This is a genomic window from Lutibacter sp. (genome assembly GCF_046055765.1).
Classification (GTDB): domain Bacteria; phylum Bacteroidota; class Bacteroidia; order Flavobacteriales; family Flavobacteriaceae; genus Lutibacter.
Window position 1 is genome coordinate 21,858 of record NZ_JASFZF010000031.1, and the last position, 24,767, is coordinate 46,624.

The following is a 24,767-nucleotide window of genomic DNA, read 5'->3' on the forward strand; positions in this document are numbered from 1 at the left end:
TTTGCTAATGTTTAGAGGAACAATTTTATCTCAAATATTAGGTTTTGTTGGCTCTATTTTTCTTGCAAAAATTTATGGATCAGAAGCTTATGGTGTATTTGGAGTTTTTTTAAGCATTTCAAGTATTTTAATGATTATTAATACATTACAGCTTGAAAATGGAGTAATAACTGCAAAAACTGAAGATGAGAGTAAAAATTTAATGAATTCACTATTTATCATTTCATTTTTTTTAGCTCTTATTATATTCTTAAGCTACAATTTTATAACTTATTTATTAAATTTTAGTGATTCCTATTCTGCAATTGTAAACATCTCAATTGCTGCATCAATTGCACTATCATATAATAAAATTCATGAATCTTTTCTAACTTTTAGAAAAAAATTTAAACCTATTTCAACTAAAAAAATATTAACTGTTGTCTTTAATATTTTATTTCAACTAATATTATTTTTAAAATTTAAATTGATGGGATTAGTATATGGAGCTACTATTTCAAGTATCCTAGTTTGTATATATTACTTTCAAAAAAACTTAAAATATTTAAAACCTATTAAATTTAAGGCGTTAAAAGAAAATGTTTTACAACATAAATCTATTATAAAATTTATACTCCCTTCAACACTTATTAATAGCCTAGCCGTTAATTTAATTCCTATTCTAATTGTAACATTTTTCAGTTTAAAAGATTCGGGTGTTTATACATTAAGCCTTAAAATTGTTGCAACACCATTATTTTTAATTTCATCATCAATATCTCAAGTTTATTACCAAAAATCTGCCAAAATATTTCAATACTCTAAAGAAAAATTGTATGATTTAACAAAAAAAATAGTATTTGCAAATGTTGGATTAATGCTACTTTTTTTGATTGTAATTAATACTATTGGAATTTATTTACTAGAATTTTTACTTCCTAAAAATTGGGAAAACCTACGATTATTCATAGGTATTTTATCATTTTTAATATTAGCTAGATCTTCATTTAATCCAATAAGTAATATTATTATAGTATTGAATAAAAATAAAATTAGTTTACTTTTTAACCTATATTTATTGTGTGTAAATTTATTGGGAATATATATTGGTTTTTTGACCAACAATTTAATTTATACATTAACAATTATTTCTATATTTGGAGGTTTTGGATATTTAGTATTACTACTCTATTTTTTAAAAACATTAAAGTCATTTAAAAGAAGCTATGAAAAAAACATCCTTACTTCATAAAATTGATTTTTTATTGTTTGGTTGGATAATAAATTTAGCCTACCCTCAATATTATAGACCAAAATATGGTTATCAAAAATATTATATTCTATTTTTTCATTTTCTGATACCTCAAAAATTATTCAGATTAAATCCAAAAATAAATTGGCCGGTTCACTTTACTTCAAAGATAGTTGCACCAGAGAATATTAAAAAAGGTGTTTTATGTGACCCTGGAGATAATCCTGGTATATATATTCAAGCTAATAATGGAATTATTTTTGGAAATAATATTGAAATTGGTCCTGGAGCCAAAATTATTTCATCAAATCACGATATCTCAAATTTCAGAAAACACATTTTATCTAAACCAATAAAAATTAGTAATAATGTATGGATTGGAGCAAATGCAGTAATTTTACCTGAAGTTGAAATAGGAGAAAATGTAATTGTAGGAGCCGGCTCTCTTGTAACAAAAAGTATACCTCCAAATTCAATTGCAGTAGGAAATCCTTGTATTGTAATTAAACAAAAGGAGCCTTATTCTGAGGATTTTTCAATCATTAAATTCAATAAAAGAATCTCTAAAGAATTTAAAGGTTTCTCAAAATAATTGAAATGGTTTTTGGTATAAAAAATAGCGTTCTGCCTCAGCCCCAAAACTTTTAAAAAAAGAAGCAATCCCAGGGATTACTGATCCTTCAAAATCAAAAATATATAAAGAATTTTGAAACCTTTCAAACACTTCATTAATTAAAAAGCTAGTTGCCTGCAATTTTTTTCCTTCAAATGAGGTAACTGAAAATAAATAACTTATTCTTTTATTATCTTTCAGAAAAACTGCTCCACCTAACAAAATATTGTCTTTAGAATAAATTCCTAAAACAAAACCTTTATTCTTTTTTTCAATTAAATCAACTATTAATTTTAATTTAGAATAATCTGAATTTGGAATATCAAGATATGAATAATCTAATTTACCTATTGAAGCTAAACTCTTAAAAGTACAACTTTTTATAATTAAGTTATTCTTTTTAGCTTTATTCACACTATACTTTCTATTACTTTTATAACTCTTTTCTATACTATTTATAGATTTATTCAAAGGCAATATATAATTAACTCTTTCAGTTGCTTTCAACAAACTTAAATCGTTATCTGAATTAAACTGAATTGTTACTTTCTTAAATTTTTTAGGTATCTCTTTTATAAAATTAGAAATTAATTGTTGAGAAATTTCTTTTTCTGAAAACACTCCTAATTGCTGTGTCCAAGTTGGTGGATAGATGTATTTAATAAAATATTTACTTCTCCAAGGTAGTGGCATTACGGCTTTATAATCATCCAAAATTAAAACATCCCAATTATCTGCAACAATATCTAAATACCAACTATATGCATAAATTCTAGAATTTGTAGCTAATTCTACACAAGTGTTATATTTAACAACATCTATTTGATACCTTTTTAAATAATGAATCATTAATCATTTATTACGGTTGTTTTATAAATTGTATTCCAACCTTTCCAAATTTCATTTTCGCTAAGTGTTTCATTATGAAATAACGAAATAAAAGTACCATTTACATTTTTAACGCTTTCTTTTAATTTAAGAATTTTTAGCAAACTTTCCTCGTTAGATAGGCTCATATAATGTTTTAAAGTAACATCCATAAAAGCAAATGGAAATATTTTTAAAGGTGTTTGAATTTCAAAATCTAAATCGTAAAAATAAAAAGGCGTGCAGGTACTTGCTCTAAATCCTGCAACTTTTGCATACCCCATTGTATAATCTTGTTCAATATCTAAATCTATTAAATTTTGATAAGTTTCTGGAATACTTAATCGTAAATAATGTTGACGCGAAAATGTAATAGGAGTATTTATAATGCTTTCTAATCTTATTTTCTCTTTTTTTAATTTTTCGACACTTTTAAATGTAAAATATGATGGGTGCAGTCCTATTTTAGCATAATCTGCAACCGATTTAATTAGTGATTTAAATTTATTGTTTGAAGATGAAATATTTTTGTCGAATGTAGTATAATCACCTATTAAAAAGAAAAAAATAGTTTTAACATTATACTCATCCTTTATTTTTAAAAGCTCCTTAAAAGTATTAAACGGGTCTGATTTAAAATTTAAAATTGTTAACATTCTACGCCAAAAATTTACAAATCTAAATTGAAAAATATCCTTCAAAATCCCTCCAAATGTTCTAACAATACCTTTATTTTTATAAGCATAAGCTGCATCAACATCAATAGTTGAAATTATATTAAACGCTCTTGTACTGTAATTATAGTTTGGAAATTTCATTTTTAAAGCTTCCAAAAACTTATAGGCCCAAATATCTATAACTGGTTGTTCAATAAAATTATTTTTAATAGCCAAGCTTTCTTCAGCTGGAAAACGCTCATGTATATCTTGTACATGAGGTAAATATTCTTCATATCTACTAATTAAATAAAACCCTGCAGCAAAAATATCAAAAGGTATACTCGATTTTTCTCCAGCGGCAAAAAAGCAAATTGTATCTTCCCAATTAGCTATATTTATATCAATATCATTAATTCCTTGTTCAAATAATAAATCATGACTTCTAATAAAGAATTCTGACCCTAAAGGAACTTTTGAATAGGTCATTTTTGGACCACTATGAGCAACAAATTCATCAACTTTTGTAGTAAAAATAACAGGTATTTGTAATATTCTAACAAAATAATGTTTAAATATATAGTTTAGGCGTGGAGTAATTTTATGAGTGTAAACTAATAGCATTATTTAATTTAAAAGTTTCTTTTACAAAATATTTTCATCGGCAAAGCTAAAATACGCATTTTCTGTAATAATTAAATGATCTAACACTTTTATATCAAGAGTTTCTCCCGCTAGTTTTAATTTACTAGTGATTGCTTTATCTGCACTACTTGCCTGTAATTTCCCTGAAGGGTGATTATGACATAAAATAACGGCTGTAGCATACAACTCAACTGCTTTTTTAAACACCAACCTTACATCAACTAAAGTTCCCGTTATTCCTCCTTTACTAAGTTGTTCTTTAAATAAAATCTTGTTAGAATTGTTTAAATAAATAACCCAAAACTCTTCATGTTGTAACTCACCTATTATTGGTTGCATTACATTAAATACTGTTTGGCTACTAGTTATTTTGGGCAATTCTAGTGCTTCCTCAAGCCGCTTTCTTCTACCTAATTCTAATGCCGTAATTATTGAAATTGCTTTGGCTTCACCAATACCTTTAAATTTTATTAGATCTGAAACTACTAACTTTCCTAACTTATTCAAATTATTATCTATTGAAGCTAATATTCTTTTTGACAATGCAACGGCACTTTCATTTCTACTCCCTGATCCTATTAAAATTGCAATTAATTCTGCATCTGACAATGCTATTTTTCCTTTAAGTAACATCTTTTCTCTTGGTCTATCATCTTCAGCCCAATATTTTATTGAAGTTACTTTATTTTCATAACTCATATCCAATTTTTTTATCAAAGATAAGTGTAATATATTTGCTCTAAATATTTCAGTATATGAAAATTATTATTGTTGGAGCTGGAGACGTAGGTTTCCACTTGTCAAAACTACTTTCTTTTGAATCTCAAGATATTTACCTTATTGATATGGACGCCGAAAAGCTTGAATATGCAAGTAGTCATATTGATGTTATTACAATAAAAGGTGATGCCACTTCAGTCAAACTTTTAAAAGAAGTTAACATAGACAAGGCTGATATTTTTTTAGCAGTTACTGAATCTCAAAACACTAATTTCACATTAGCTGTAATAGCAAAAAAATTAGGAGCTAAAAAAACAATTGCTCGTATTTCAAATCATGAATTTTCTCAAAATACCGATATTGATTTTGCCGAATTGGGAATTGACAATATGATTTCTCCTGGTGAATTAGCTGCAGAAGAAATTAAAATGTTATTACATCAATCTGCTTTTAATGATACTATTGAGTTTGAAAATGGCATATTAAATATTTTAGGAAGCACATTAGAATACAATTCCCCATTAATAAATTTAACAGTACAGGAGGCTCGTGAACGTTTTTCAGATGTAGAATTTATTACCATTGCTATTAAATCTAAAAAAAGTGGTAAAACAGTAATTCCTAGAGGAAATACCGTTTATCAAGCAAATGATCAAATTTATTTTTCCACTCCAAAAGAGAGCATTAAAAAACTCTATAAGTTAATGGGTAAAACTCAATTTGGACTGAAGGATGTTATGATTTTAGGAGCAAGTAAAATTGGTGTTAAAGCGGCTAGAAATTTATGTGAAGGTAATTTTAATCTAAAATTAATTGAAATAAACAAAGAGCGGGCTAAAGATGTTGCTGAAAAATTACCAAATGCTCTTGTTATAAAAGGAGATGGTAGAGATGTAGAGTTATTAGAAGAAGAAAATATTGCCGAAATGGATGCTTTTATAGCTGTTACTGGAAATTCTGAAACAAATATTATGTCTTGTCTAGTAGCAAAATCCAAAGGAGTTAAAAAAACAATTGCCTTAGTTGAAAATATGGATTATATCAATATTTCTCAAACTATTGGAATTGATACATTAATTAATAAAAAACTATTAGCAGCAAGTGCCATTTTTAAACACGTTCGAAAAGGTGAAGTATTAAAATTAGCCAACTTACACAATGTTGATGCCGAAGTTTTAGAGTTTAGAGTTAAAGAAAACTCTCCAGTAACAAAAAAATTAGTAAAAGATATAAAATTAACTAAAGACGGTGTATTTGCTGGTGTAATTAGAAACGGAAAAGCAATGATGACTTTTGGAGATTTTCAAATACTCGCAGGTGATAAAGCTGTTGTTTTCTGCCTTCCTGAAGCTATTGCTAAAGTTGAAAAATTATTTAACTAACACATGAAGCATCTTAATTTAAAAATTATTCTAAGCTTTTTAGGTTTAACTTCTATGCTCAATGGCTTATTTATGTTAGCTGCTGTTCCATTTAGTATTTATTATAATGAAACTGAAAGATGGGGTATTTTAAATGCTGGTTTAACTACAATAATTATCGGTTTTTTATTATGGTTTTTAAATAGAAATGCAAAAAAAAACTTACAGAAAAAAGAAGGTTACTTAATTGTTACTTTGGGATGGTTAATGTTAACTTTTACAGGTACACTCCCTTATGTTTTTACAGGAGCAATACCAAGTTATACTAATGCTTTTTTTGAAACTATATCAGGGTATTCAACCACAGGTTCATCTATTTTAACAGATATCGAATCGATGTCAAAAGGAATTTTATTTTGGCGAAGTGCAACACATTGGATTGGTGGTATGGGAATTATTGTGTTAACTGTAGCTATTTTACCTCTTTTAGGTATTGGAGGAATGCAATTGTTTATGGCTGAAGCTCCAGGCCCATCTGCCGATAAAATGCATCCTAGAATTACTGAAACTGCTAAAAGACTTTGGCTTATCTATTTTATATTAACAATTACTGAATTCTTCCTTCTTAAAATTGCCGGTATGACCTGGTTTGATGCCATTAATCATGCAATGGCCACCATGAGTACTGGTGGATTTTCAACAAAAAATGCAAGTGTAGCCTATTGGAATGGAGCTCCCATTATTCAATATATAATTACACTCTTTATGTTTATTGCTGGGGCAAACTTTGTTTTGACCTATTTTGCTTTAAAAGGCAAAATTCGAAAAGTTTTTAATAGTGAAGAGTTCAAGTATTACTTTTTTGGTGTTATTGGCTTAACCCTTTTAATTAGCTTTTTAGTTGTGAATTATCAAGATCCTAATTTAGTAACTACTATAAACCACCCTAAGCCCTGGGGAGAAACTGAAAGTGCTTTTAGGCATGCAGCTTTTCAGGTAACTTCAATATTAACCACCACTGGATTTGTAAGTGCTGATTTTACAATGTGGAACTCGTTTGCAACTATGCTTATGTTTTCTCTATTTTTTATTGGTGGTTCAGCAGGTTCAACAAGTGGTGGAATTAAAATTGTACGTCATATTATTATGATAAAAAATAGCTTTTTTGAATTTAAAAAATTATTACATCCAAATGCCATTATTCCTGTTCGTTACGATGGAATTGGTGTTCCAAAAAATATTATTTATAATATTTTAGCATTTTTTATATTGTATATGCTAATTTTTATTGTTAGCTCAATAATACTAACTTTTTTCGGATTAGATTTTGAATCGGCTTTTGGTGCTGCTGCTTCATCACTTGGTAATATTGGTCCCGCTTTAGGTTCTGTAAGTCCCGTAGATAATTACGCTCATTTATCTATTAGTGCAAAATGGTTTTGCTCTTTCTTAATGTTAATTGGCCGATTAGAATTATTTACGGTATTAATTTTATTAACTCCATTTTTTTGGAAGAAGAATTAAAGCCCTAAAACACGTTTTCCTTCTTCACTTACCATTGAAGTATTCCAAACTGGGTGAAAAACAACATCAATACTAACTGTAAAATCTGAATGTTTTTGTTTAATTGTTTCCATTATATTTGTTTTAATGGTATCACCTAATGGGCAAGCTGGTGTTGAAAATGTCATTACAATGTTAATTTTTTTATCTCCATCATAATACAGTTCATAAATTAGCCCTAAATCAACAATATTAATTTCAATTTCTGGATCCATTACCTTTTTAAGTAATTCTAACATTTCAAACTCAAATTGAGTTATTTCTGATTTATTCATTTTCAATATTTTTAACTTTATGAAAAATTATTTTTAAAACATTTATATTATAAAGAATCGATACTACCAACAATGCATAACTTCCAACTTTTACTATAATAGTATTATTTAACAACAATCCTATTGGTATTAATAGTATAAATAATAAATAAATATAAAATTGAATAGTAGCAACCTTTTCTGAATATAGTTCTCTAGGTAGTGGGGTTTTTGTTTTCCCTACTAAATTTTTATATTTCTCTAACCAAATAATAAATGGTAGTGTTTTATATGTTTGACCTAGAATTAAGGTTGTTATAAATCCAAAAATTATAGAGAAACCATAAAGTGTTGTTATTCTAGACAACAATTCAAAATTAAAATTAAAGCCTATTAACACTATTAAACTAATTACAATAGGCACTACAACACCTCCAATGGCTAGCATTGAATACTGCATTCCTATATCTAATTTTTTACGTATTCTTTTTTTATAGGAATCATAAATAAATGACAAAAAAAATAAAATCCCTACTATTATTAAAATCCAGCTAACTAAAGTAACTATTATTAGTTGTAATAAAAACCAATTAAAAATAAGCCCAATTAATCCACTATTCATCAAGTAATAGGAAATACTAAGTTTCTTGTGATTTAGCTTATGAGAAATTAAAAACATAGGTAATAAAGTTGATCCAACTCCTATAATTAAAAACGAAAACCAACCTATTAAGCCAATTGTGGCATGAATTTTTAAATAATGTAAATGTATTTCAGAAAAAAAATTAAATTTAAAATTTAGAGCCATTAACACACCCAACAATCCTGTAATTAATAACCAAAATACAGCAGTGATAATAAACCTTGATGAATTATTTTTTAATACTGAATTTTTATAAGAAAATAATACGTTAAAAGCGAATAATAGTAACGAGAAAAACATTAGCAATGCCGCATAAACTAACAAGTTTGAAAAGGCTCCTTCCCAAAAAGAATAGGTTAGTAAGAGTACACTTATTACTAAACTCCAAAAAGTAAATTTAGCTAGCTTTTCACTATACAATTTTGTTTCAAAAACAATTGGAATTAATTGATATAGAGCACCAAAAACAATCATTATTGCCCATCCTAAAACAGCCATGTGTGTTATTGCAAGTAACTTACCATTAAAGTAAACGCCAAAAATATTTTCATCTGCTAAAATTATTAAAACTGCTAATACAAATAAGCTAATTGCTCCAAATATAAAATGAGGTACAACTACACTACTATGTGGGGCATTATTTGTTTTTAAATCATTCAAAATATTAATTTTTAAAAATTAATAATTGTAAATGATCTTCTGATTTTTTATTATATAAAACTTCAAAATTTCTAGCTTTTAATTCAGGTAGTAAAAACTGAGGGATTTTTTTATGTTCTACGAACAAAGCATTTCCTTCGGGTAATAACTCCAATTCTTCTAAAATTGTTGTCATAGGTTCTGGCATCTCTAAATGTCTAACATCAATTTGCTTAAATTTCCCAAAAAATTCTTTATATTTTTCATCAAAATCTAAAACTACATCTTCTATATTGGTTTCATCTAAATCTTTAGATTCGAATTCTTTTCTGAAAAAAGAGTGAATTGTTCCATCATTAGATTTATCAGTCCACGTTTTAAAACCTTTACTTTTTAACTTATTAATTAGTGGTATTGGTTCAAAAGAATTAATTATCTCTAAGGTTTGGTTATTGGTTAATTTTTTAACCGCTATCATAATTTCTTTAAATGGATCACTCCCACTTTCAATAATTGGTCTTACATCTAAACTAATTAGGTTCTCTTTATTCATTGAAATGTTATTTAAATTGTTTTTAAAATCGTTTATATAATTTTCTTCTTTAGTAAGTTCAATTTCAAAACCTACTTCAGCAATTTTATTTAATAAAATATTAATTGAGACTCCTCCAACTTTGGCTGCGTCTGCAACAGAAACACGTGGTGCCAAAACCTTACGCAAAATAGGATTTTTAAGCTTTTTAAAATGTTTATTTAATGAGGTTATTGCTTCAATTACATTTTCATTCTCTGTAATAAGTATAGAAATTCGAGTATTTCTATTTACGACCATTTTATCTTTTTTTCAAAGGTATATATTAAATACATTCTATCATAATTTAGAATGATTATAATTAACCTCTTATGACAAAAGTCATAATTCTAAATTAATTTTGATAATTCACTAAGGTTTAAACCTCCATAATTACCCGAACTCATTAATAACAGCACTGAGTTATTATAATTTTGACTATAAATAAACTTTTTAAAATCTTTTGGATTGGTATAAATTATTAAATTATCACATTCAAAAGCATCTTTAATTTGATTTTTAGAAATATTTTCAAGTCTCTTAATTTCTAATGCACTTGGCGAGTAAAAAACAACTGCTATATCTGCCTTATTTAAAGTTCCTTTATACTCTTTTAAAAATGTTGCATTTAAACTGCTATACGTATGCAATTCAAGACAAGCAATAACTGTTCTTTCCTTATATTGATTTTTAACAGCATTTGTAGTTGCAACTACTTTACTTGGTGAGTGTGCAAAATCTTTAAAAACAACAGCAGTTTTATTCTCTGCTATTTTTTCTAATCGTTTGCTAGCACCTTTAAAACTTGCGATAGCTTCAAAAAATTCATCTTCCCCAACTCCCATATGTTGACAAATCCACTTTGCTCCTGCTAAATTTTGTAAATTGTGCTTTCCAAAAATTTCCAATGGCATTTCACCTAAAGAAGTTTCTATAAATGTTACTCCATTTTCTATTCTATATTTTGGTGTTTTATATGGATATTTTTTTATTGGATTTTCAGCTTGTTCTACTACATTTTTCACCTCGCCATCTTCTTCGTTATATACCATTATTCCTCCATTAGTGAGTGAATTAGTGAATATTGAAAACTGTTCTACATAATTTTCAAACGTAGGAAAAACATTGATGTGGTCCCAGGCAATACCACTTATTAAAGCAATATTAGGTTTGTACAAATGAAACTTCGGACGCCTATCTATCGGACTTGACAAATATTCGTCACCTTCTAAAACTATAAATTCATTTTCAGAAGTTAAATGTACCATCGTATCAAATCCTTCTAATTGAGCTCCAACCATATAATCTACACTAATATTGTGATAATCAAGCACATGTAAAATCATTGATGTTATAGTTGTTTTACCATGTGAACCACCAATAACTACACGTGTTTTATTTTTAGATTGTTCGTATAAGAACTCTGGATATGAATAAATTTTTACACCCAGCTTTTTAGCTTTTAACAACTCTGGATTATCAGGTTTTGCATGCATTCCAAGAATTATAGCATCTAAATTTGAAGTAATTTTTTCTTCAAACCAACCAAATTCCTTTGGTAATAATCCTTTTGCTTCCAATCTCGATTTTGAGGGTTCAAAAATAGCATCATCACTACCCGTTACTTGGTATCCTTTTTGTAGTAGAGCAATAGCAAGGTTGTGCATAGCACTTCCTCCAATAGCAATAAAATGTATATTCATTCTGAAAAATTTGTTGCGTAAATGTACAAAATAGCTTTCAAAAATTTAATAAATTTAGAATCACTAATTAATATTTTATCTTTAATTTATTTAAAAGGAACTTTACTCAAAAAAATGTATTTAAAATACTTTATAAAGTTACTTTTACTTATAAATGAAATAATTATGAAAAAAATTGCCTTAACTATAATGTCTATTGTATTATTTAGTTACATTTTAAATGCACAAAGCTTTAACAATTATAACAAATTGTGGAAAGAAGTTCAACAATTTGAAATTAAATCTTTACCTAAATCAGCTTTAAAAGTAGTTGAAATCATTTATAAAAAAGCGGAAAAAGAAAAGAATTCGCCTCAACTAATAAAAGTACTTATTTACAAATCTAAGTTTGCCTTAACGTTAGAAGAAAATACTCAACTTAAAATAATTAAACAGCTGGAACGTGAAATTGAAACAGCAAAAACACCCACAAAAAATATATTGGAAAATATTTTAGCTAATTTGTACTGGCAATATTTTCAACAAAACAGATGGAAATTTTACAACCGTACTAAAACTTCTAAAAAAGTTGATACAACCGATTTTAGAACTTGGGATTTAGAAACCATTTTCGCAGAAATTCATACTCATTTTCAAAACTCTTTACAAAACGGAATTATTCTTCAAATAACAAAACTTGAAACGTATAATGATATTTTACACTTACAAAAAGATTCTAAAAAATACAGACCTACATTATTTGATTTTATAGCAAATAATGCGTTAAATTTTTATAAAACAAGTGAAAATTCTATTACAAAACCATCTGAAAAATTTGAAATATCGAAAATACATTTTAATAGTAATAACAATAATTTAATTGAAAAACCAAAACACTTTTCATTACAATACCAGGCGCTTGAAATATATAATAGTTTAATCACTTTTCATTCTAAAAGTAATAATTTAAACGCTTATGTAAATGCTGAATTAGAACGATTAACATTTTTAAAACAACATGCTCATTTTGATGATATTGATAAATTCTATTTAGAGAAATTAAAAGCACTTAAAACAGGAAGTAAAAAGCACGAATCATTAACATTAATAGATTTTAAAATAGCAACTATTTATAGAAATGAAGGACTAAAATATCAACAAAATTTAAACACAGCATATCAATTCAAAAACGCTGAAGCATTAGAAATTTGTAATAATGCTATTGAGAACTTTCCAGAAAGTTTAGGTGCTAAAAAATGTAAAAACCTAAAAACAAGTATTTTACAGCCAAGAATAACAATTACTACAGAAAAAAACATACCTACCAATTTACATAGCAAATTTTTAGTATCATATAAAAATTTAAGCAACTTAAATACTGCTATTTACAGTATTACAAATAAAGAAATTAGAGCTTTCAATAAAATTAATAATGATTCTATTAAAATTGCTTTCATCAATAAGCTAAAACAAAATAAAATTTTAATAAACACATTAAAAAACGAAAAAGATTATCAACAACATTCAACTGAAATTATTATTCCGCCACTACAAAATGGCAACTATTTAATGGTAAGTACACCTGAAAATAAGGTGAAACAAAATGCAATTTTTGCGACTGCTACAATTCAAGCAACCAATATTTCATTAGTTCAAAAAAGTGATAACGAGCGAAACAGGTTTCAAGTAATAAACCGAAATACAGGAAAACCTTATACTCATGCTAAAATATTTTTAAAAAATTACAACACAGGAAGATACAACAAAGCAATTTCACAAAATTTTACAACCAATGCCTATGGTGAATTTAGTTTTAAAACAAAAAATTATCATAGAAACGTTGTTATTTTAGTAAAAACAAAAAACGAAAGTGCTTCATTTGGAGATTATTATTTAAATGAAAACAGAAAACAAAAAACAGAAAAAAATGAAGATGAAGAGATCACTATAAAACCTTTCATTTTTACTGATAGAAGTATTTACCGTCCAGGACAAACTGTATATTTTAAAGCAATATTCCTTAAAAAACAAGGTGATAAAACAACCGTTTTAACTAATGAATATGTTGAGTTTATATTGGAGAATCCAAACGGAGAAGAAGTAAAACAATTAGATTTAAAACTAAATGAATTTGGTTCAACTTCAGGAACTTTTATTTTACCAAACAATGGTTTAAATGGTGAATACACTATTAATATTGATGGTAGTTATGAATATGACAGCAAATTATTTGATGATAAAAATTCTTATTTTGAAAATGATGAGTACAGTTTTTCAGTAGAAGAATACAAGCGTCCAAAATTTGAAACCAAATTTAAACCCGTTACCAATACTTTTAAAGTAAACGATTCAGTAACTGTAAAAGGAAATGCCATTGCTTTTGCTGGAAGCAATATTTCTAATGCAAAAGTAACCTATAGAGTTCATAGAAAAGTTCAATATCCTAGTTGGTTTTATTGGTACCGACCTTCGTTTAATTCTTCCGAAGCTATGGAAATTACACACGGCGAAACAAAAACCGATAGTATGGGTGATTTTGAAATTACGTTTAAAGCCATTCCAGACAAAAGCATTAATAAAGACGATAAACCTATTTTTACCTACGAAATTGAAGCAGATGTAACAGATATTAATGGTGAAACTAGAAGCTCAACAACACAAGTTAAAGTTGGTTACCATACGTTAACCATCGATGTATCTATTAACAAGCAAATTGATATTTCAGAAAAAAATCATACAATAAATTTAAAATCTACCAATTTAAACGGTGAGTTTACAGCCACTACAGGTGTTTTAAAAATATACAAATTACAAGCTCCTAAAAATGTACTTCGCCAACGGTCTTGGAATGTTCCTAATTATCAAGTAATCTCAAAAGAAACCTATCAGCAACTTTTCCCTCACGAGCCTTATACCGATGATGAAAACAATATTAATAATTGGAAAAAGGGAAACAAAGTTTTTGAAATAGAATTTAATACAGAAAACAGTAAAGAAATCACTTTAAAAAAGATTAAAAATTGGAATATTGGCAACTATATTATTGAAGTTGAAGCGAAAGACACATACAATCAGTTAGTTGAAGGGAAACAACGATTTAGCGTTTTCAACTCTAAAAAACCTCAAATAGCAGACAAGCAATTGTTTAAAATTTCAGCTACCAAAAATAACTACAAACCTAACGAAACAGCAACTTTAAAAGTTGGTTCTGCATCCAATAATTTAATAGTAACTATTGCCATTGAAAAAAATCACAAAATTGTAAGTCAGCAAATAGTGAAGTTAAATGATGAAGTTAAATTCATAAAAATCCCTGTAACTAAAAATGATTTAGGTGGGTTTGCAGTTAAATATAGTTTTGCAAATTACAATGAATTTAAAAGCGGAACAATTCAAATTCCAGTACCTCGTTCAATTCATAGTTTACAAATTGAAACCGAAACTTTTAGAGATAAATTACAACCTGGCCAAGAAGAAACTTGGAGCTTTAAGATAAAAGGTGAAAATACGGATAAAGTAACTGCTGAAATTTTAGCAAGTATGTACGACGCTTCATTAGATGAATTTAAACCACATAATTGGAGTTTTAACCCTATTCAACATGCATCCTATTATTCATACAATAACTGGAATAGCTCAAACAGTTATGGTAATACCAATTTCAGAGTATATAATTTACCTAGAAGTTATTATCAAAATAGCACTCAACAATTTGACAAATTAAACTGGTTTGGATTTAGCTTAAATCAAAATAGATACCAACAAAATTTATATATGTCAAGAGCCATAAGCAATGTTGAACGGGAAGAAACTCAAAGAATTTCTTATGACAAAACTGTTTCGGGAGTTGTTACAGATGCTTCTGGGCCATTACCTGGTGTAAGTATAATTATAAGCGGAACATCTTTTGGAACTCAAACAGATTTTGACGGAGCATATTCTATTAAAGTTAAAAAAGGTGATGAATTGCAGTTTAGTTATATTGGTTTTAGAACTTCAGGAAAAATAGTTGGAAATTCTTTAACGATAGACATTGAGCTTAAAGAAGATTCAAATGCATTAGAGGAAGTTGTGGTAACTGGTTATGGAACTGTAAGAAAAAAAGAATTAACTGGAGTTGTTTCTTCAGTTCTTGAGGGTAGAGTTGCCGGTATTTCTATTGCTGAAACCAACGGAGTTCCTGGAGCTGATAAAAATATAATGATTAGGGGGGCCAATTCAATAAACAAGAAAAATGCTTTATATATTGTTGATGGTGTACCCGTTGATAAATTTGAATTAGACCAAAACAATATATTAAATATCTCAATTTTAAAAGGTACTGCTGCAACTTCACTTTACGGTAACAGAGCAGCAAATGGTGTCATATTAATTACTACCAAAAGTGGACAAGAAAAATTAAGGAGAGACTTTTCTAAAGTTAAAACTCGTAAAAACTTTAAAGAAACTGCTTTTTTCTTTCCTCATTTAAAAACCGATAAACACGGAAATGTTAGTTTTAGTTTTACAATTCCAGAAGCACTAACACGTTGGAAATTGCAATTAGTAGCTCATACAAAAGAGTTGGCTACAGCTACCAAAACATTAACAACAGTCACTCAAAAAGAGTTAATGGTGTTACCAAATCCTCCACGTTTTTTACGTGAAGGCGATGTTTTACAGTTTTCAAGCAAAATTTCAAACCTAACAAACAAAGCATTAAACGGAATTGCTCAATTAATTTTAACGGATGCCATTTCAGGCAAGGACATTACTAAAACGGTTATTGAGCGGAGTCGAAATGACTTACAGAATTTTACTATAGATGCCAAAGGAAATACCAATGTAAATTGGACATTAACTATTCCTGATGACGTACAAGCTGTTCAGTATAAAATTGTAGCAAAAGCAGGTGAATTTTCTGATGGAGAACAAAATGTATTGCCAGTTTTATCTAACAGAATGTTGGTTACTGAAACGTTGCCAATGTGGGTACGTAGTAATCAGACAAAAACATTCTCATTAGATAAATTGAAGAATCAAACTTCGACTACGCTCAGTCACCATAAACTTACATTAGAAATTACATCGAATCCAGCTTGGTATGCAATTCAAAGTTTACCTTATTTAATGGAATATCCGTATGAATGTGCCGAGCAAACGTTTTCTCGTTATTATGCAAATACGTTGGCAAGTTTTATTGCAAATTCAAATCCACGCATTCAAGAAGTATTCAATTTATGGAAAACAAGTGATGCGTTGGTTTCTAATTTAGAAAAAAATGAAGAACTGAAATCTATTATTATTCAAGAAACTCCTTGGTTGCGTGATGCTCAAAATGAAACAGAGCAAAAAAAGAGAATTGGTTTATTATTCGACTTAAATAAAATGAAAAATGAGCAAGAAATAGCTTTGAATAAACTAAAAGAATTGCAATTTAGTAATGGTGGTTTCCCTTGGTTTAAAGGTAGTAAATATCCTAACCGCTACATTACGCAACACATTGCTGCAAGTTACGGACACTTAAAACAATTAAATGTTGTTGAGAGTAAAGAAACTGAAAAAATGATAGTAAAAACCGTTCAGTTTTTAGATGATGAAATTTTAGAAGATTATAATAAGGTTTTAAAACAAGCTAAAAAAATTAGAGAAAGAGCCAAAACAAAGTCAAAAAGCATAAAAGCTGAAACAGCTTATTTAGAGAAGAATCATTTAGGGCATACACAATTGCATTATTTATATATGCGTAGTTTTTATAAGGAAGTTGAAATTCCTTCAAAAGTTAAAAAAGCTATTGATTATTATACAAAACAATCAGTAACGTATTGGACAGGTTTCAACTTGTATTCAAAAGGTTTAATTGCTTTAATTCAACATAGAAATGAGAATTCAAAAATCACTTCTGAAATATTAAAGTCATTAAAAGAAAATAGCATTTCTAGTGAAGAATTAGGAATGTATTGGAAAGAAAATACAGCAAGTTGGTACTGGTATCAATCACCTATTGAAACTCAAGCTTTACTAATTGAAGTTTTTTCGGAAATAGAAAATAATATTGCAATTGTTGACGAGTTAAAAGTTTGGTTATTGAAAAATAAACAAACTTCTCAATGGAAAACTACCAAAGCAACCACAGAAGCTGTGTACGCTTTATTATTACAAGGAAGCGATTGGTTATCTATTAATGAAAGTGTAGAGGTTACTGTTGGAACACAAAAAATAGAGCCTTCAAAACTTTCAACCATAAAAATTGAAGCCGGAACTGGTTATTTTAAAACTTCGTGGAATGGTAATGAAATTACTCCAGAAATGGGAAAAGTTACCATTTCTAAAAAAGACAAAGGAATTGCTTGGGGTAGTTTGTATTGGCAATATTTTGAAGATTTAGATAAAATTACATCGGCTGAAACTCCGTTAAAATTATCTAAAAAACTTTTCTTAAAACAAAATACGGATACCGGAAAAGAGTTAACAGAAATTACAGAAACTTCAAACTTAAAAATTGGAGATTTAATTACCATTCGTGTTGAATTAAAAGTGGATAGACCTATGGAGTTTATACATATGAAAGATATGCGTGCCAGTGGTTTAGAACCAATTAATGTTTTATCAAGTTACAAATGGCAAGATGGTTTAGGTTATTACGAAAGTACCAAAGACGCTTCTACCAACTTTTTTATAGAACGTTTACCAAAAGGTGTGTATGTTTTTGAATACGATTTACGTGTAAACAATGCTGGAAATTTTAGCAATGGAATTACAACTATACAAAGTATGTATGCTCCTGAATTTAGTAGTCATAGTAAAGGTGTTAGAATAACTATTTTGAATTAATTTTTGAATATGAAGTCTAAGAGACTGTTTTAACAATTCAACTCAAAAAACTACCTTTGTATAAAAATAGATAAAATGAATTTAAACCTAATTCCAAACATAAAACATGCAAATAGTAATAACTTCTTTTTATTAGCAGGTCCTTGTGCTATTGAAGGTGAAGAAATGGCATTAAAAATTGCTGAACATATTTTAAAAGTAACTGATAAATTAGAAATTCCATTTATTTTTAAAGGAAGTTTTAAAAAAGCGAATAGGAGTAGAATTGATAGTTTTACCGGAATTGGTGATGAAAAAGCATTGAAAATATTACGAAAAGTTTCAGAAACTTTTAATATACCAACAGTCACTGACATTCACGATGTTACCGATGCTGTAAAAGCTGCTGAATACGTTGATGTACTTCAAATTCCAGCATTTTTGGTTCGTCAAACAGACTTGGTTGTAGCTGCAGCAAAAACGGGGAAAGTTATTAATTTAAAAAAAGGACAGTTTATGAGTCCTTCTGCAATGAAACACGCAGTACAAAAAGTAAAAGATAGCGGTAATAACAAAACTTGGATTACAGATAGAGGAACTATGTTTGGGTACCAAGATATGATTGTAGATTTTAGAGGAATTCCTGAAATGAAACAATTTGCACCTGTAATTTTAGATGTTACGCATTCACTTCAACAACCAAATCAAAATAGTGGTGTTACTGGTGGAAGACCTGATATGATTGAAACTATTGCAAGAGCTGGAGTTGTAAATAATATTGATGGTTTGTTTTTAGAAACTCATTTTGATCCTGCAAATGCAAAAAGTGATGGTGCTAATATGTTAAATTTAAAACATTTAGAAAGCTTACTAAGTAACTTAGTAGCAATTAGAAAAACAATTAATAGTTTCTCAAATTAAATTCCCCAAGATCTTCTGCTATTATCTAAAAAAATGGTAGCATCTTTTAGTAATTGAACAAACAATAATTCATCAAAATCTTCTAAAGATTTAACTTGAAGTGAGCGCACTTGTTTACGATTGTTGTTATCTTTTAATTGGTCATACTTTTCTTCCAGCAAAATACCTTGAACAAAAGCAACATCAACAAAATTTGTTCCTTTTAAAATATTTAAATACAACATCGGTTTTTTATTATGTGTATAATAAGGAACTTTGTATTTGTAATGCTCTTCTATAGTTGGTATTGTTTTAAAAATTACACTACGAACATATAACATTATAGATTGATAAGGCTCTTTTTGATTTAGAATATGTTGATTAGAAAGATTCATAAAAAAACATCAACAAGATATAAATTTTGTTGATGTTTTTTCAATTTAACCAAAAATAAAATTATCCACACTTAGAATGACCACAGTTTTTACATTTTAAGCAACCTTCTTCATAAATAAGTCCTTCAGGATCCCCACAATCTGGACATTTTTTATCAGCTGCTTGTGTACCATCCTCAACAAATTGTTTTAATGTACGAGCTATACCATTTTTCCATGTATTAATATTGTCATCAAACATGTTTAAATTACTAATTAAATCTACAACATACTGTATTGGCATTCCGTGTCGTAAAACGCCTGATATTAATTTAGCATAATTCCAATATTCTTTATCAAAAGTTCTAGATAAACCTTCTAAAGTAACTTTATAACCTTGTTTATCTAAAAACTGAAAATCGTAACGAGAGTTACCTTCATCATCTCTATTTTTTATAACCCAACCTTGTTCTAACCAAACTGGCAAAATAAAAGCATCTTCAATTTTACCAGTAAACACTTCATAAGGCCTATTGTTGATTAAACCAACAACTGCAACCCATTTGTCATAATCATTTTGAAAACGAACTACTTTTGCTTCAATTTTTTTAGGTCGTTTAGGGAAAATAGTTTCTGCATAACAACCTTCTCCTCTAGTTTCTTTTTTATCATCATTAGATACTAAAATTCCACTTCTTGAACCATCTCTGTATACTGTAATTCCTTTCAGCCCTTTTTTCCAAGATTCAATATAAATATCACCTACCAATTCAACAGGTACATCTGCAGCTAAATTTATTGTTGAACTAATTGAATGTGTGGTGTATTTTTGAACCAAAGCTTGCATTTCTACACGCTTTACCCAATCTATTTCTGGTGCTGTGGCTCCTGCATAAGGGCTCTCACTAATATCTGTTTTCCCTGTAACTTCCATCCATTTTTTTAACTTTCCATGGTACACATCAAACTCTTCATAAGCATCACCTAATTCATCTACATACGCAATTTTAGCATTTGGATCATCTTGATTTACTTTCCGCCTTCTTTTATAAGATAATAAGAATACAGGTTCTATTCCAGATGATGTTTGTGCTAGCATACTTAAACTTCCTGTTGGTGCTACCGTACTAACTGAAATATTTCTACGTCCATATTTCATCATTCGCTTATAAATTGAAGGGAATTCCTTTTCGATCATTTGAACAAACTCAGAATATTTTTCAATTTTAGGGTTGAAAATTTCAAATTTTCCACGAGTTATAGCCATATCAATACTACTATCAAACTCGCCTTTAAATTTAGTTTTCATTATTTTATCAACAACTGCTATGGCTTCATCTGTATCAAACTTTTTACCCATTGCTGCCATAGCATCAGCTAAAGCAGTGAATCCTAAACCTGTTCTTCTACCTTTTTTCCCTGTTTGATATAATAATTTCCAGGTATCTATTTCAACTTGTTTAATACTTGTTGGCTCTTTATCGTGCATTATTTTGTTGAAAATTTTATCAACTGCTTCTAATTCTAAATCAACTAAATCATCCATTAATCGTTGCGATTCATATACTACTTCATACAACTTTTTATAATCGAATGCTGCTTGTTCTGTAAAAGGGTTTTTAACAAAGCTATACAAATTAATTGCTATTAAACGACAACTATCACCTCCTTGCATAGCAATTTCAGAACACGGATTTGTAGAGCTGTTTTTAAAGCCTGGATAAATTGAAGAAGTTGAATAATAATGTTGGCGATCCCAAAATATTAGGCCTGGTTCAGCAGTATTGTGAGCACAATTTATTATAGTATCCCACAATGTTTTTGCTCTTATAGTTTTGGTATATGTTGGTGTTTTACTATCTATAGGCCAGCGTAATGTAAAATCATCATCGTTTACAACTGCTATCATAAACTCATCAGATAAACGTAATGAAATGTTAGCACCTGTTATTTTTGTTAAATCTTGCTTAATAGTTACAAAATCCTCAATATCTGGATGAGCAATATCCATAGTTAACATTAAAGCTCCTCTTCTTCCATTTTGTGCTACTTCTCTTGTAGTATTTGAAAAACGCTCCATAAAAGATACTGCACCAGTTGTACTTCCTGCAGAATTAGAAACCATAGCTCCATTTGGTCGTAAATTTGATAAATCTACACCTACTCCACAACGACGCTTAAATAATTGTGCTAATTGCTGATCTGTATGAAAAATACCTCCATAAGAATCTAAAACTGGAGGAACAACTACACAATTAGATAAAGATGCAATTACACTTTTATTACCTAAAGAAGACATAACACTTCCTTGTGGAATTGTATATTTAAAGTCTTTAAATAATTCAAAAATAGCCTCTTCTGATAAAAAATTTCTCTTTTTCCCATATACAGATAGCCCTTCAACACTTTTTTCTTTTCCAAAATATTTTTTTTCAATCCTAGCAAATTCAATTGCCATCCTCTGATGCATATCATTAGGTGTTAATTCAAAAAATTCACCATCTTTATTCTTCATTGCATACTTGTTAATCCAAGTAGTTGCTGCAAGTTCATCACCATCAAAGTACTCTAATGCACTCTTTAACACTTCTTTATGCGTGTATTTTTTAGAAAAAACTAATTGTTCGGCCATTTTTAAGTAATTTTTTTTATATTTTTTTTGAGTTATTAAAACTATTAAATAATTAAAACTAATTCATCTTTTAACTAAATTAGTTAATAACATTGATTGTTGAAAAGTTCATTTTTTTGCTTTCTTTTTTTTTGTAGATTTAAGCTTTAACTAATTTAAATTAATTTGAAACCCAAAATTCATAATCTATCTTTAAATGGAGTTACTGGAATTTTGTTTGGTATAATTTCAACTATATTGATTGTGTTAATCAATATTTTAATAAATCAATTTACTTCCTCAAATGGAATCACATCGGTTTTACCAATTTCTTTTTTAGAAATTACACTATTAATTTGTGGAATCTTTTTTGTATTTATTTCTTATTTAGTTATTGTTTTTGTGAATAAGCGAAGAAGAAAAAAAAGTAATTTTAAAGGTTGGGAATTGAATGCAAAGAAAATTAGACTTATCTTTTTTATCCAATTCATTGTAGTTATTTGTATTTCCTACTTATGTATACAAATAGGAATGCTAAAATTAATTGTTCCTATATTACTTTTAATTTATGGCATTAGCTGTATTTTAGTAAACCCTTTTACAAATGGGTATTCAACCATACTAGGGTTATTTTTTGCACTACAAAGTTTATTAGCCATGTTTTTTTCTGAAATACAATTTTTATTACTTGCCATAGCTTTTGGAGGTTTTCATATTATTTATGGAATAGTTAGCTCTAAAAAACAGTTTTAAAAAGTTAGGTAATAACCCTTACATTTTTAGTTTTCTTACTAAATCTTCTAATCCGTTTAACTGTATTTCATATACTAAATGTAATTGCTCCCCAAACTTCCCAGAAGGAAACCCTTTATTTTTATACCACACAATATAATGTTCAGGTAAATCAATTAAATAAGTGCCTTTATATTTGCCATAAGGCATTTTTGTATTGGCTAATTTTTCTAATAAATGCTGTTGATTATTTTCCATCAACAAAATCTTGTAAATAGCTAAATCTTTCTGTTAGCTTACCATTTTTTGTCATTCTTGCTCTTTCCAATACACCTTCTTTATCATTATTAAAAAAAGCTGGAATAACATATTTCGCAAAACTATCTCCAAATCCTTCGGAAGCATCTTTAGGAAGTTCACAAGGTAAATTATCAACTGCCATGACAGCAATTGCATCTTCATTTTTATAGTTCACTTCTTGTTCTGTTTTTGGATGATAACCGTAAATTGGATTCGCTATGGTTGAAGGGCGAATGGTTGAAGCAACTGGGCCGTCAATATCACAACTTATATCAGCCACCACTTTTATATTAAAATTATTAGATTTTGCATCTTCACGAGTAAAGATATATGGAGAACCTATTCCAAAAAAATGACAGGCAATATATATATCAGACACTTTGGCAAAACGCATAAAATCACCTTCATATTCTTGTGGGTTATTAAAAAAATCTAACTGATTAACAACTTTTCCATCTTTTCTTTTATTGTAATCTAAAACATCTATTTGAACATAAACAGGTTCTTTAAACGTTTGGTTCAAAAATTCATCTACCGAAACCTCTTTTAGTCCCATTCCATCCAACATTTCTTTAGCACCATTACTAACTCTTCCTTTTCCTGTTAACACAATTTTAATAGCAGGAAGCTTGATTTTTTGAAGTTTATGTATTAACATTAATTGATCATGAAGTCTTTCTGCTTTAGGTAAATTATACAGGTCAAATTTTAATCCATAGGTTCTAAATCCATTGTAAGCTCCTACAATTCCAGCATACCTACCAAAAGCTACTAATCTTACATTTTGTTTATTAGTAATGGTCTCGTGGTCAAACATCTCAATATTATTAGTCAATATTTTTTGTAACAAATCTCTATTATAAGCTTGCTTTTTTATGGTATGTGAAAAGAAAAAATACTTTTTATTAGGAATTAAATGTGTTTTCGGAACTTCTTTTACACCCAATAAAACATCACAATCTGAAACATCATCCACAACTTCAATTCCTTCAATTTTATAATCAGCATCGGTGAAAAATCTATTTTTTGAACTTTCTACTTTTATAGTAAGTTGTGGAAATTCATTCAATAATTCTTTGCATTTTTTTGGTACTAAAACTACTCTTCTATCTGGCGGGTTTTTACGTTCTTTTATAATTCCTATCTTCATAAAATAATTGGTATAAATTTTGCACGAAGATATTATGAATTAAAAGAAATTACAAATAAATTAATTGACTTATTTTACCTAAATTTGCTTTCTTTTAAAAGATTCTGATCTTTGAAATTTTGGGGACGACTGGTTTTGACTGCAAGGTCAATTGAACTAGAAGCATGCCGAGTAATGAAATAGCACTCGTAAATCTCAATTTCAACATTTTAAACGGCGAAGATAACTACGCTTTAGCTGCTTAATCCGAATTACAGTAGGATGAGCCTCGTTGCACTAGGTGCAAAAGCTAAATGTCTCTTGAAAGCCTTGGTTAGCGGCGGTCAATAAAGGGGCATCGTAAAAGTTAACATAGATTTGCTAATGTTTCGATAGCATTTTGAAACTTAAGAAACTAAGCTAAAAGCAGATTGTTTTCGATACGCTTTTAGTCGAAAATTAAAAGAAAACTAAGCATGTAGAA

At 28.4% G+C, this 24,767-nt stretch carries 18 protein-coding genes and 1 other RNA gene; 8 read left to right on the forward strand and 11 right to left on the reverse strand.

Annotation, left to right across the window (positions count from 1 at the left end):
* Position 1: 1 nt before the first annotated feature.
* Both QM495_RS03670 and QM495_RS03675 read left to right on the forward strand, forming a co-directional pair.
* Positions 2–1,231 (forward strand): oligosaccharide flippase family protein, encoded by a 1,230-nt coding sequence (locus QM495_RS03670; protein ID WP_408670754.1) that lies wholly within the window; start codon positions 2–4, stop codon positions 1,229–1,231.
* Entirely contained in the window at positions 1,206–1,823 is a 618-nt protein-coding gene (locus QM495_RS03675; RefSeq protein WP_408670755.1) for an acyltransferase, read from the forward strand. Before QM495_RS03670 ends, QM495_RS03675 begins: the two co-directional genes overlap by 26 nt.
* Here the strand turns inward: QM495_RS03675 and QM495_RS03680 are convergent.
* From QM495_RS03680 to radC, 3 genes are read right to left on the reverse strand one after another with little or no spacing between them, the layout of a single operon-like run.
* Entirely contained in the window at positions 1,815–2,693 is an 879-nt protein-coding gene (locus QM495_RS03680) for a hypothetical protein (protein WP_408670756.1), read from the reverse strand. The genes QM495_RS03675 and QM495_RS03680 overlap by 9 nt on opposite strands.
* A complete protein-coding gene (locus QM495_RS03685) occupies positions 2,693–3,991 on the reverse strand; it encodes a DUF7033 domain-containing protein (protein WP_408670757.1) in 1,299 nt (432 codons plus the stop codon). The genes QM495_RS03680 and QM495_RS03685 overlap by 1 nt, the downstream gene beginning before the upstream one ends.
* A 21-nt stretch (positions 3,992–4,012) precedes the next feature.
* Positions 4,013–4,711: a DNA repair protein RadC gene (radC, locus tag QM495_RS03690; protein ID WP_408670758.1), complete on the reverse strand. Its 699-nt coding sequence runs from the start codon at positions 4,709–4,711 to the stop codon at positions 4,013–4,015.
* A gap of 56 nt (positions 4,712–4,767) precedes the next feature.
* Here radC and trkA point away from each other — a divergent pair, with 56 nt between their 5' ends.
* Complete coding sequence (gene trkA / locus QM495_RS03695) at positions 4,768–6,114, forward strand: Trk system potassium transporter TrkA (RefSeq protein ID WP_408670759.1); 1,347 nt, start codon at positions 4,768–4,770, stop codon at positions 6,112–6,114.
* Between the two features lie 3 nt (positions 6,115–6,117).
* Positions 6,118–7,617 (forward strand): TrkH family potassium uptake protein, encoded by a 1,500-nt coding sequence (locus QM495_RS03700; protein ID WP_408670760.1) that lies wholly within the window; start codon positions 6,118–6,120, stop codon positions 7,615–7,617.
* Here the strand turns inward: QM495_RS03700 and QM495_RS03705 are convergent.
* From QM495_RS03705 to murC, 4 genes are all read right to left on the reverse strand, one after another.
* Entirely contained in the window at positions 7,614–7,931 is a 318-nt protein-coding gene (locus QM495_RS03705; RefSeq protein ID WP_408670761.1) for a metal-sulfur cluster assembly factor, read from the reverse strand. The genes QM495_RS03700 and QM495_RS03705 overlap by 4 nt on opposite strands.
* Positions 7,924–9,213 (reverse strand): hypothetical protein, encoded by a 1,290-nt coding sequence (locus QM495_RS03710; protein WP_408670762.1) that lies wholly within the window; start codon positions 9,211–9,213, stop codon positions 7,924–7,926. Before QM495_RS03710 ends, QM495_RS03705 begins: the two co-directional genes overlap by 8 nt.
* 4 nt (positions 9,214–9,217) lie before the next feature.
* Entirely contained in the window at positions 9,218–10,024 is an 807-nt protein-coding gene (locus tag QM495_RS03715) for a DUF2249 domain-containing protein (RefSeq protein ID WP_408670763.1), read from the reverse strand.
* A gap of 89 nt (positions 10,025–10,113) precedes the next feature.
* Entirely contained in the window at positions 10,114–11,466 is a 1,353-nt protein-coding gene (gene murC, locus QM495_RS03720) for a UDP-N-acetylmuramate--L-alanine ligase (RefSeq protein ID WP_408670764.1), read from the reverse strand.
* Between the two features lie 165 nt (positions 11,467–11,631).
* On the opposite strand from murC, the gene QM495_RS03725 reads away from it, so the two are divergent.
* Positions 11,632–18,258 carry an MG2 domain-containing protein gene (locus QM495_RS03725; RefSeq protein ID WP_408670765.1) on the forward strand — a complete coding sequence of 2,209 codons (6,627 nt, stop codon included), beginning with the start codon at positions 11,632–11,634 and terminating at the stop codon, positions 18,256–18,258.
* 75 nt (positions 18,259–18,333) lie between these two features.
* The gene (gene kdsA / locus QM495_RS03730) at positions 18,334–19,158 is read left to right on the forward strand and encodes a 3-deoxy-8-phosphooctulonate synthase (protein WP_408670766.1); all 825 of its coding nucleotides are present in this window, start codon (positions 18,334–18,336) and stop codon (positions 19,156–19,158) included.
* On the opposite strand, the gene QM495_RS03735 is transcribed toward kdsA, so the two are convergent.
* Both QM495_RS03735 and QM495_RS03740 read right to left on the reverse strand, forming a co-directional pair.
* Positions 19,155–19,532, reverse strand: coding sequence for a DUF1801 domain-containing protein (locus QM495_RS03735; protein ID WP_408670767.1), 378 nt, complete (start codon positions 19,530–19,532; stop codon positions 19,155–19,157). The genes kdsA and QM495_RS03735 overlap by 4 nt on opposite strands.
* 61 nt (positions 19,533–19,593) lie before the next feature.
* Positions 19,594–22,143, reverse strand: coding sequence for an adenosylcobalamin-dependent ribonucleoside-diphosphate reductase (locus tag QM495_RS03740; RefSeq protein WP_408670768.1), 2,550 nt, complete (start codon positions 22,141–22,143; stop codon positions 19,594–19,596).
* A 165-nt stretch (positions 22,144–22,308) separates the two neighbouring features.
* Between QM495_RS03740 and QM495_RS03745 the strand changes: the two genes are divergently transcribed.
* Complete coding sequence (locus tag QM495_RS03745) at positions 22,309–22,875, forward strand: hypothetical protein (RefSeq protein WP_408670769.1); 567 nt, start codon at positions 22,309–22,311, stop codon at positions 22,873–22,875.
* Positions 22,876–22,893: 18 nt separating this feature from the next.
* Here QM495_RS03745 and QM495_RS03750 read toward each other — a convergent pair whose 3' ends face one another.
* Complete coding sequence (locus tag QM495_RS03750; protein WP_408670770.1) at positions 22,894–23,112, reverse strand: DUF3820 family protein; 219 nt, start codon at positions 23,110–23,112, stop codon at positions 22,894–22,896.
* Positions 23,102–24,304, reverse strand: a complete 1,203-nt coding sequence (locus QM495_RS03755; RefSeq protein ID WP_408670771.1) for an NAD(P)-dependent oxidoreductase — start codon at positions 24,302–24,304, stop codon at positions 23,102–23,104. The genes QM495_RS03750 and QM495_RS03755 overlap by 11 nt, the downstream gene beginning before the upstream one ends.
* A 121-nt stretch (positions 24,305–24,425) precedes the next feature.
* On the opposite strand from QM495_RS03755, the gene ssrA reads away from it, so the two are divergent.
* Positions 24,426–24,767, forward strand: a transfer-messenger RNA (tmRNA) gene (gene ssrA, locus QM495_RS03760); the annotation flags it as partial.

Coding starts and splice junctions, on each gene's coding strand:
- QM495_RS03675 (WP_408670755.1), top strand. CDS start 1,206: ATGAAAAAAACATCCTTACTTCATAAAATTGATTTTTTATTGTTTGGT.
- QM495_RS03680 (WP_408670756.1), bottom strand. CDS start 2,693: ATGATTCATTATTTAAAAAGGTATCAAATAGATGTTGTTAAATATAAC.
- QM495_RS03685 (WP_408670757.1), bottom strand. CDS start 3,991: ATGCTATTAGTTTACACTCATAAAATTACTCCACGCCTAAACTATATA.
- radC (WP_408670758.1), bottom strand. CDS start 4,711: ATGAGTTATGAAAATAAAGTAACTTCAATAAAATATTGGGCTGAAGAT.
- trkA (WP_408670759.1), top strand. CDS start 4,768: ATGAAAATTATTATTGTTGGAGCTGGAGACGTAGGTTTCCACTTGTCA.
- QM495_RS03700 (WP_408670760.1), top strand. CDS start 6,118: ATGAAGCATCTTAATTTAAAAATTATTCTAAGCTTTTTAGGTTTAACT.
- QM495_RS03705 (WP_408670761.1), bottom strand. CDS start 7,931: ATGAATAAATCAGAAATAACTCAATTTGAGTTTGAAATGTTAGAATTA.
- QM495_RS03715 (WP_408670763.1), bottom strand. CDS start 10,024: ATGGTCGTAAATAGAAATACTCGAATTTCTATACTTATTACAGAGAAT.
- murC (WP_408670764.1), bottom strand. CDS start 11,466: ATGAATATACATTTTATTGCTATTGGAGGAAGTGCTATGCACAACCTT.
- QM495_RS03725 (WP_408670765.1), top strand. CDS start 11,632: ATGAAAAAAATTGCCTTAACTATAATGTCTATTGTATTATTTAGTTAC.
- kdsA (WP_408670766.1), top strand. CDS start 18,334: ATGAATTTAAACCTAATTCCAAACATAAAACATGCAAATAGTAATAAC.
- QM495_RS03735 (WP_408670767.1), bottom strand. CDS start 19,532: ATGAATCTTTCTAATCAACATATTCTAAATCAAAAAGAGCCTTATCAA.
- QM495_RS03740 (WP_408670768.1), bottom strand. CDS start 22,143: ATGGCCGAACAATTAGTTTTTTCTAAAAAATACACGCATAAAGAAGTG.
- QM495_RS03750 (WP_408670770.1), bottom strand. CDS start 23,112: ATGGAAAATAATCAACAGCATTTATTAGAAAAATTAGCCAATACAAAA.
- QM495_RS03755 (WP_408670771.1), bottom strand. CDS start 24,304: ATGAAGATAGGAATTATAAAAGAACGTAAAAACCCGCCAGATAGAAGA.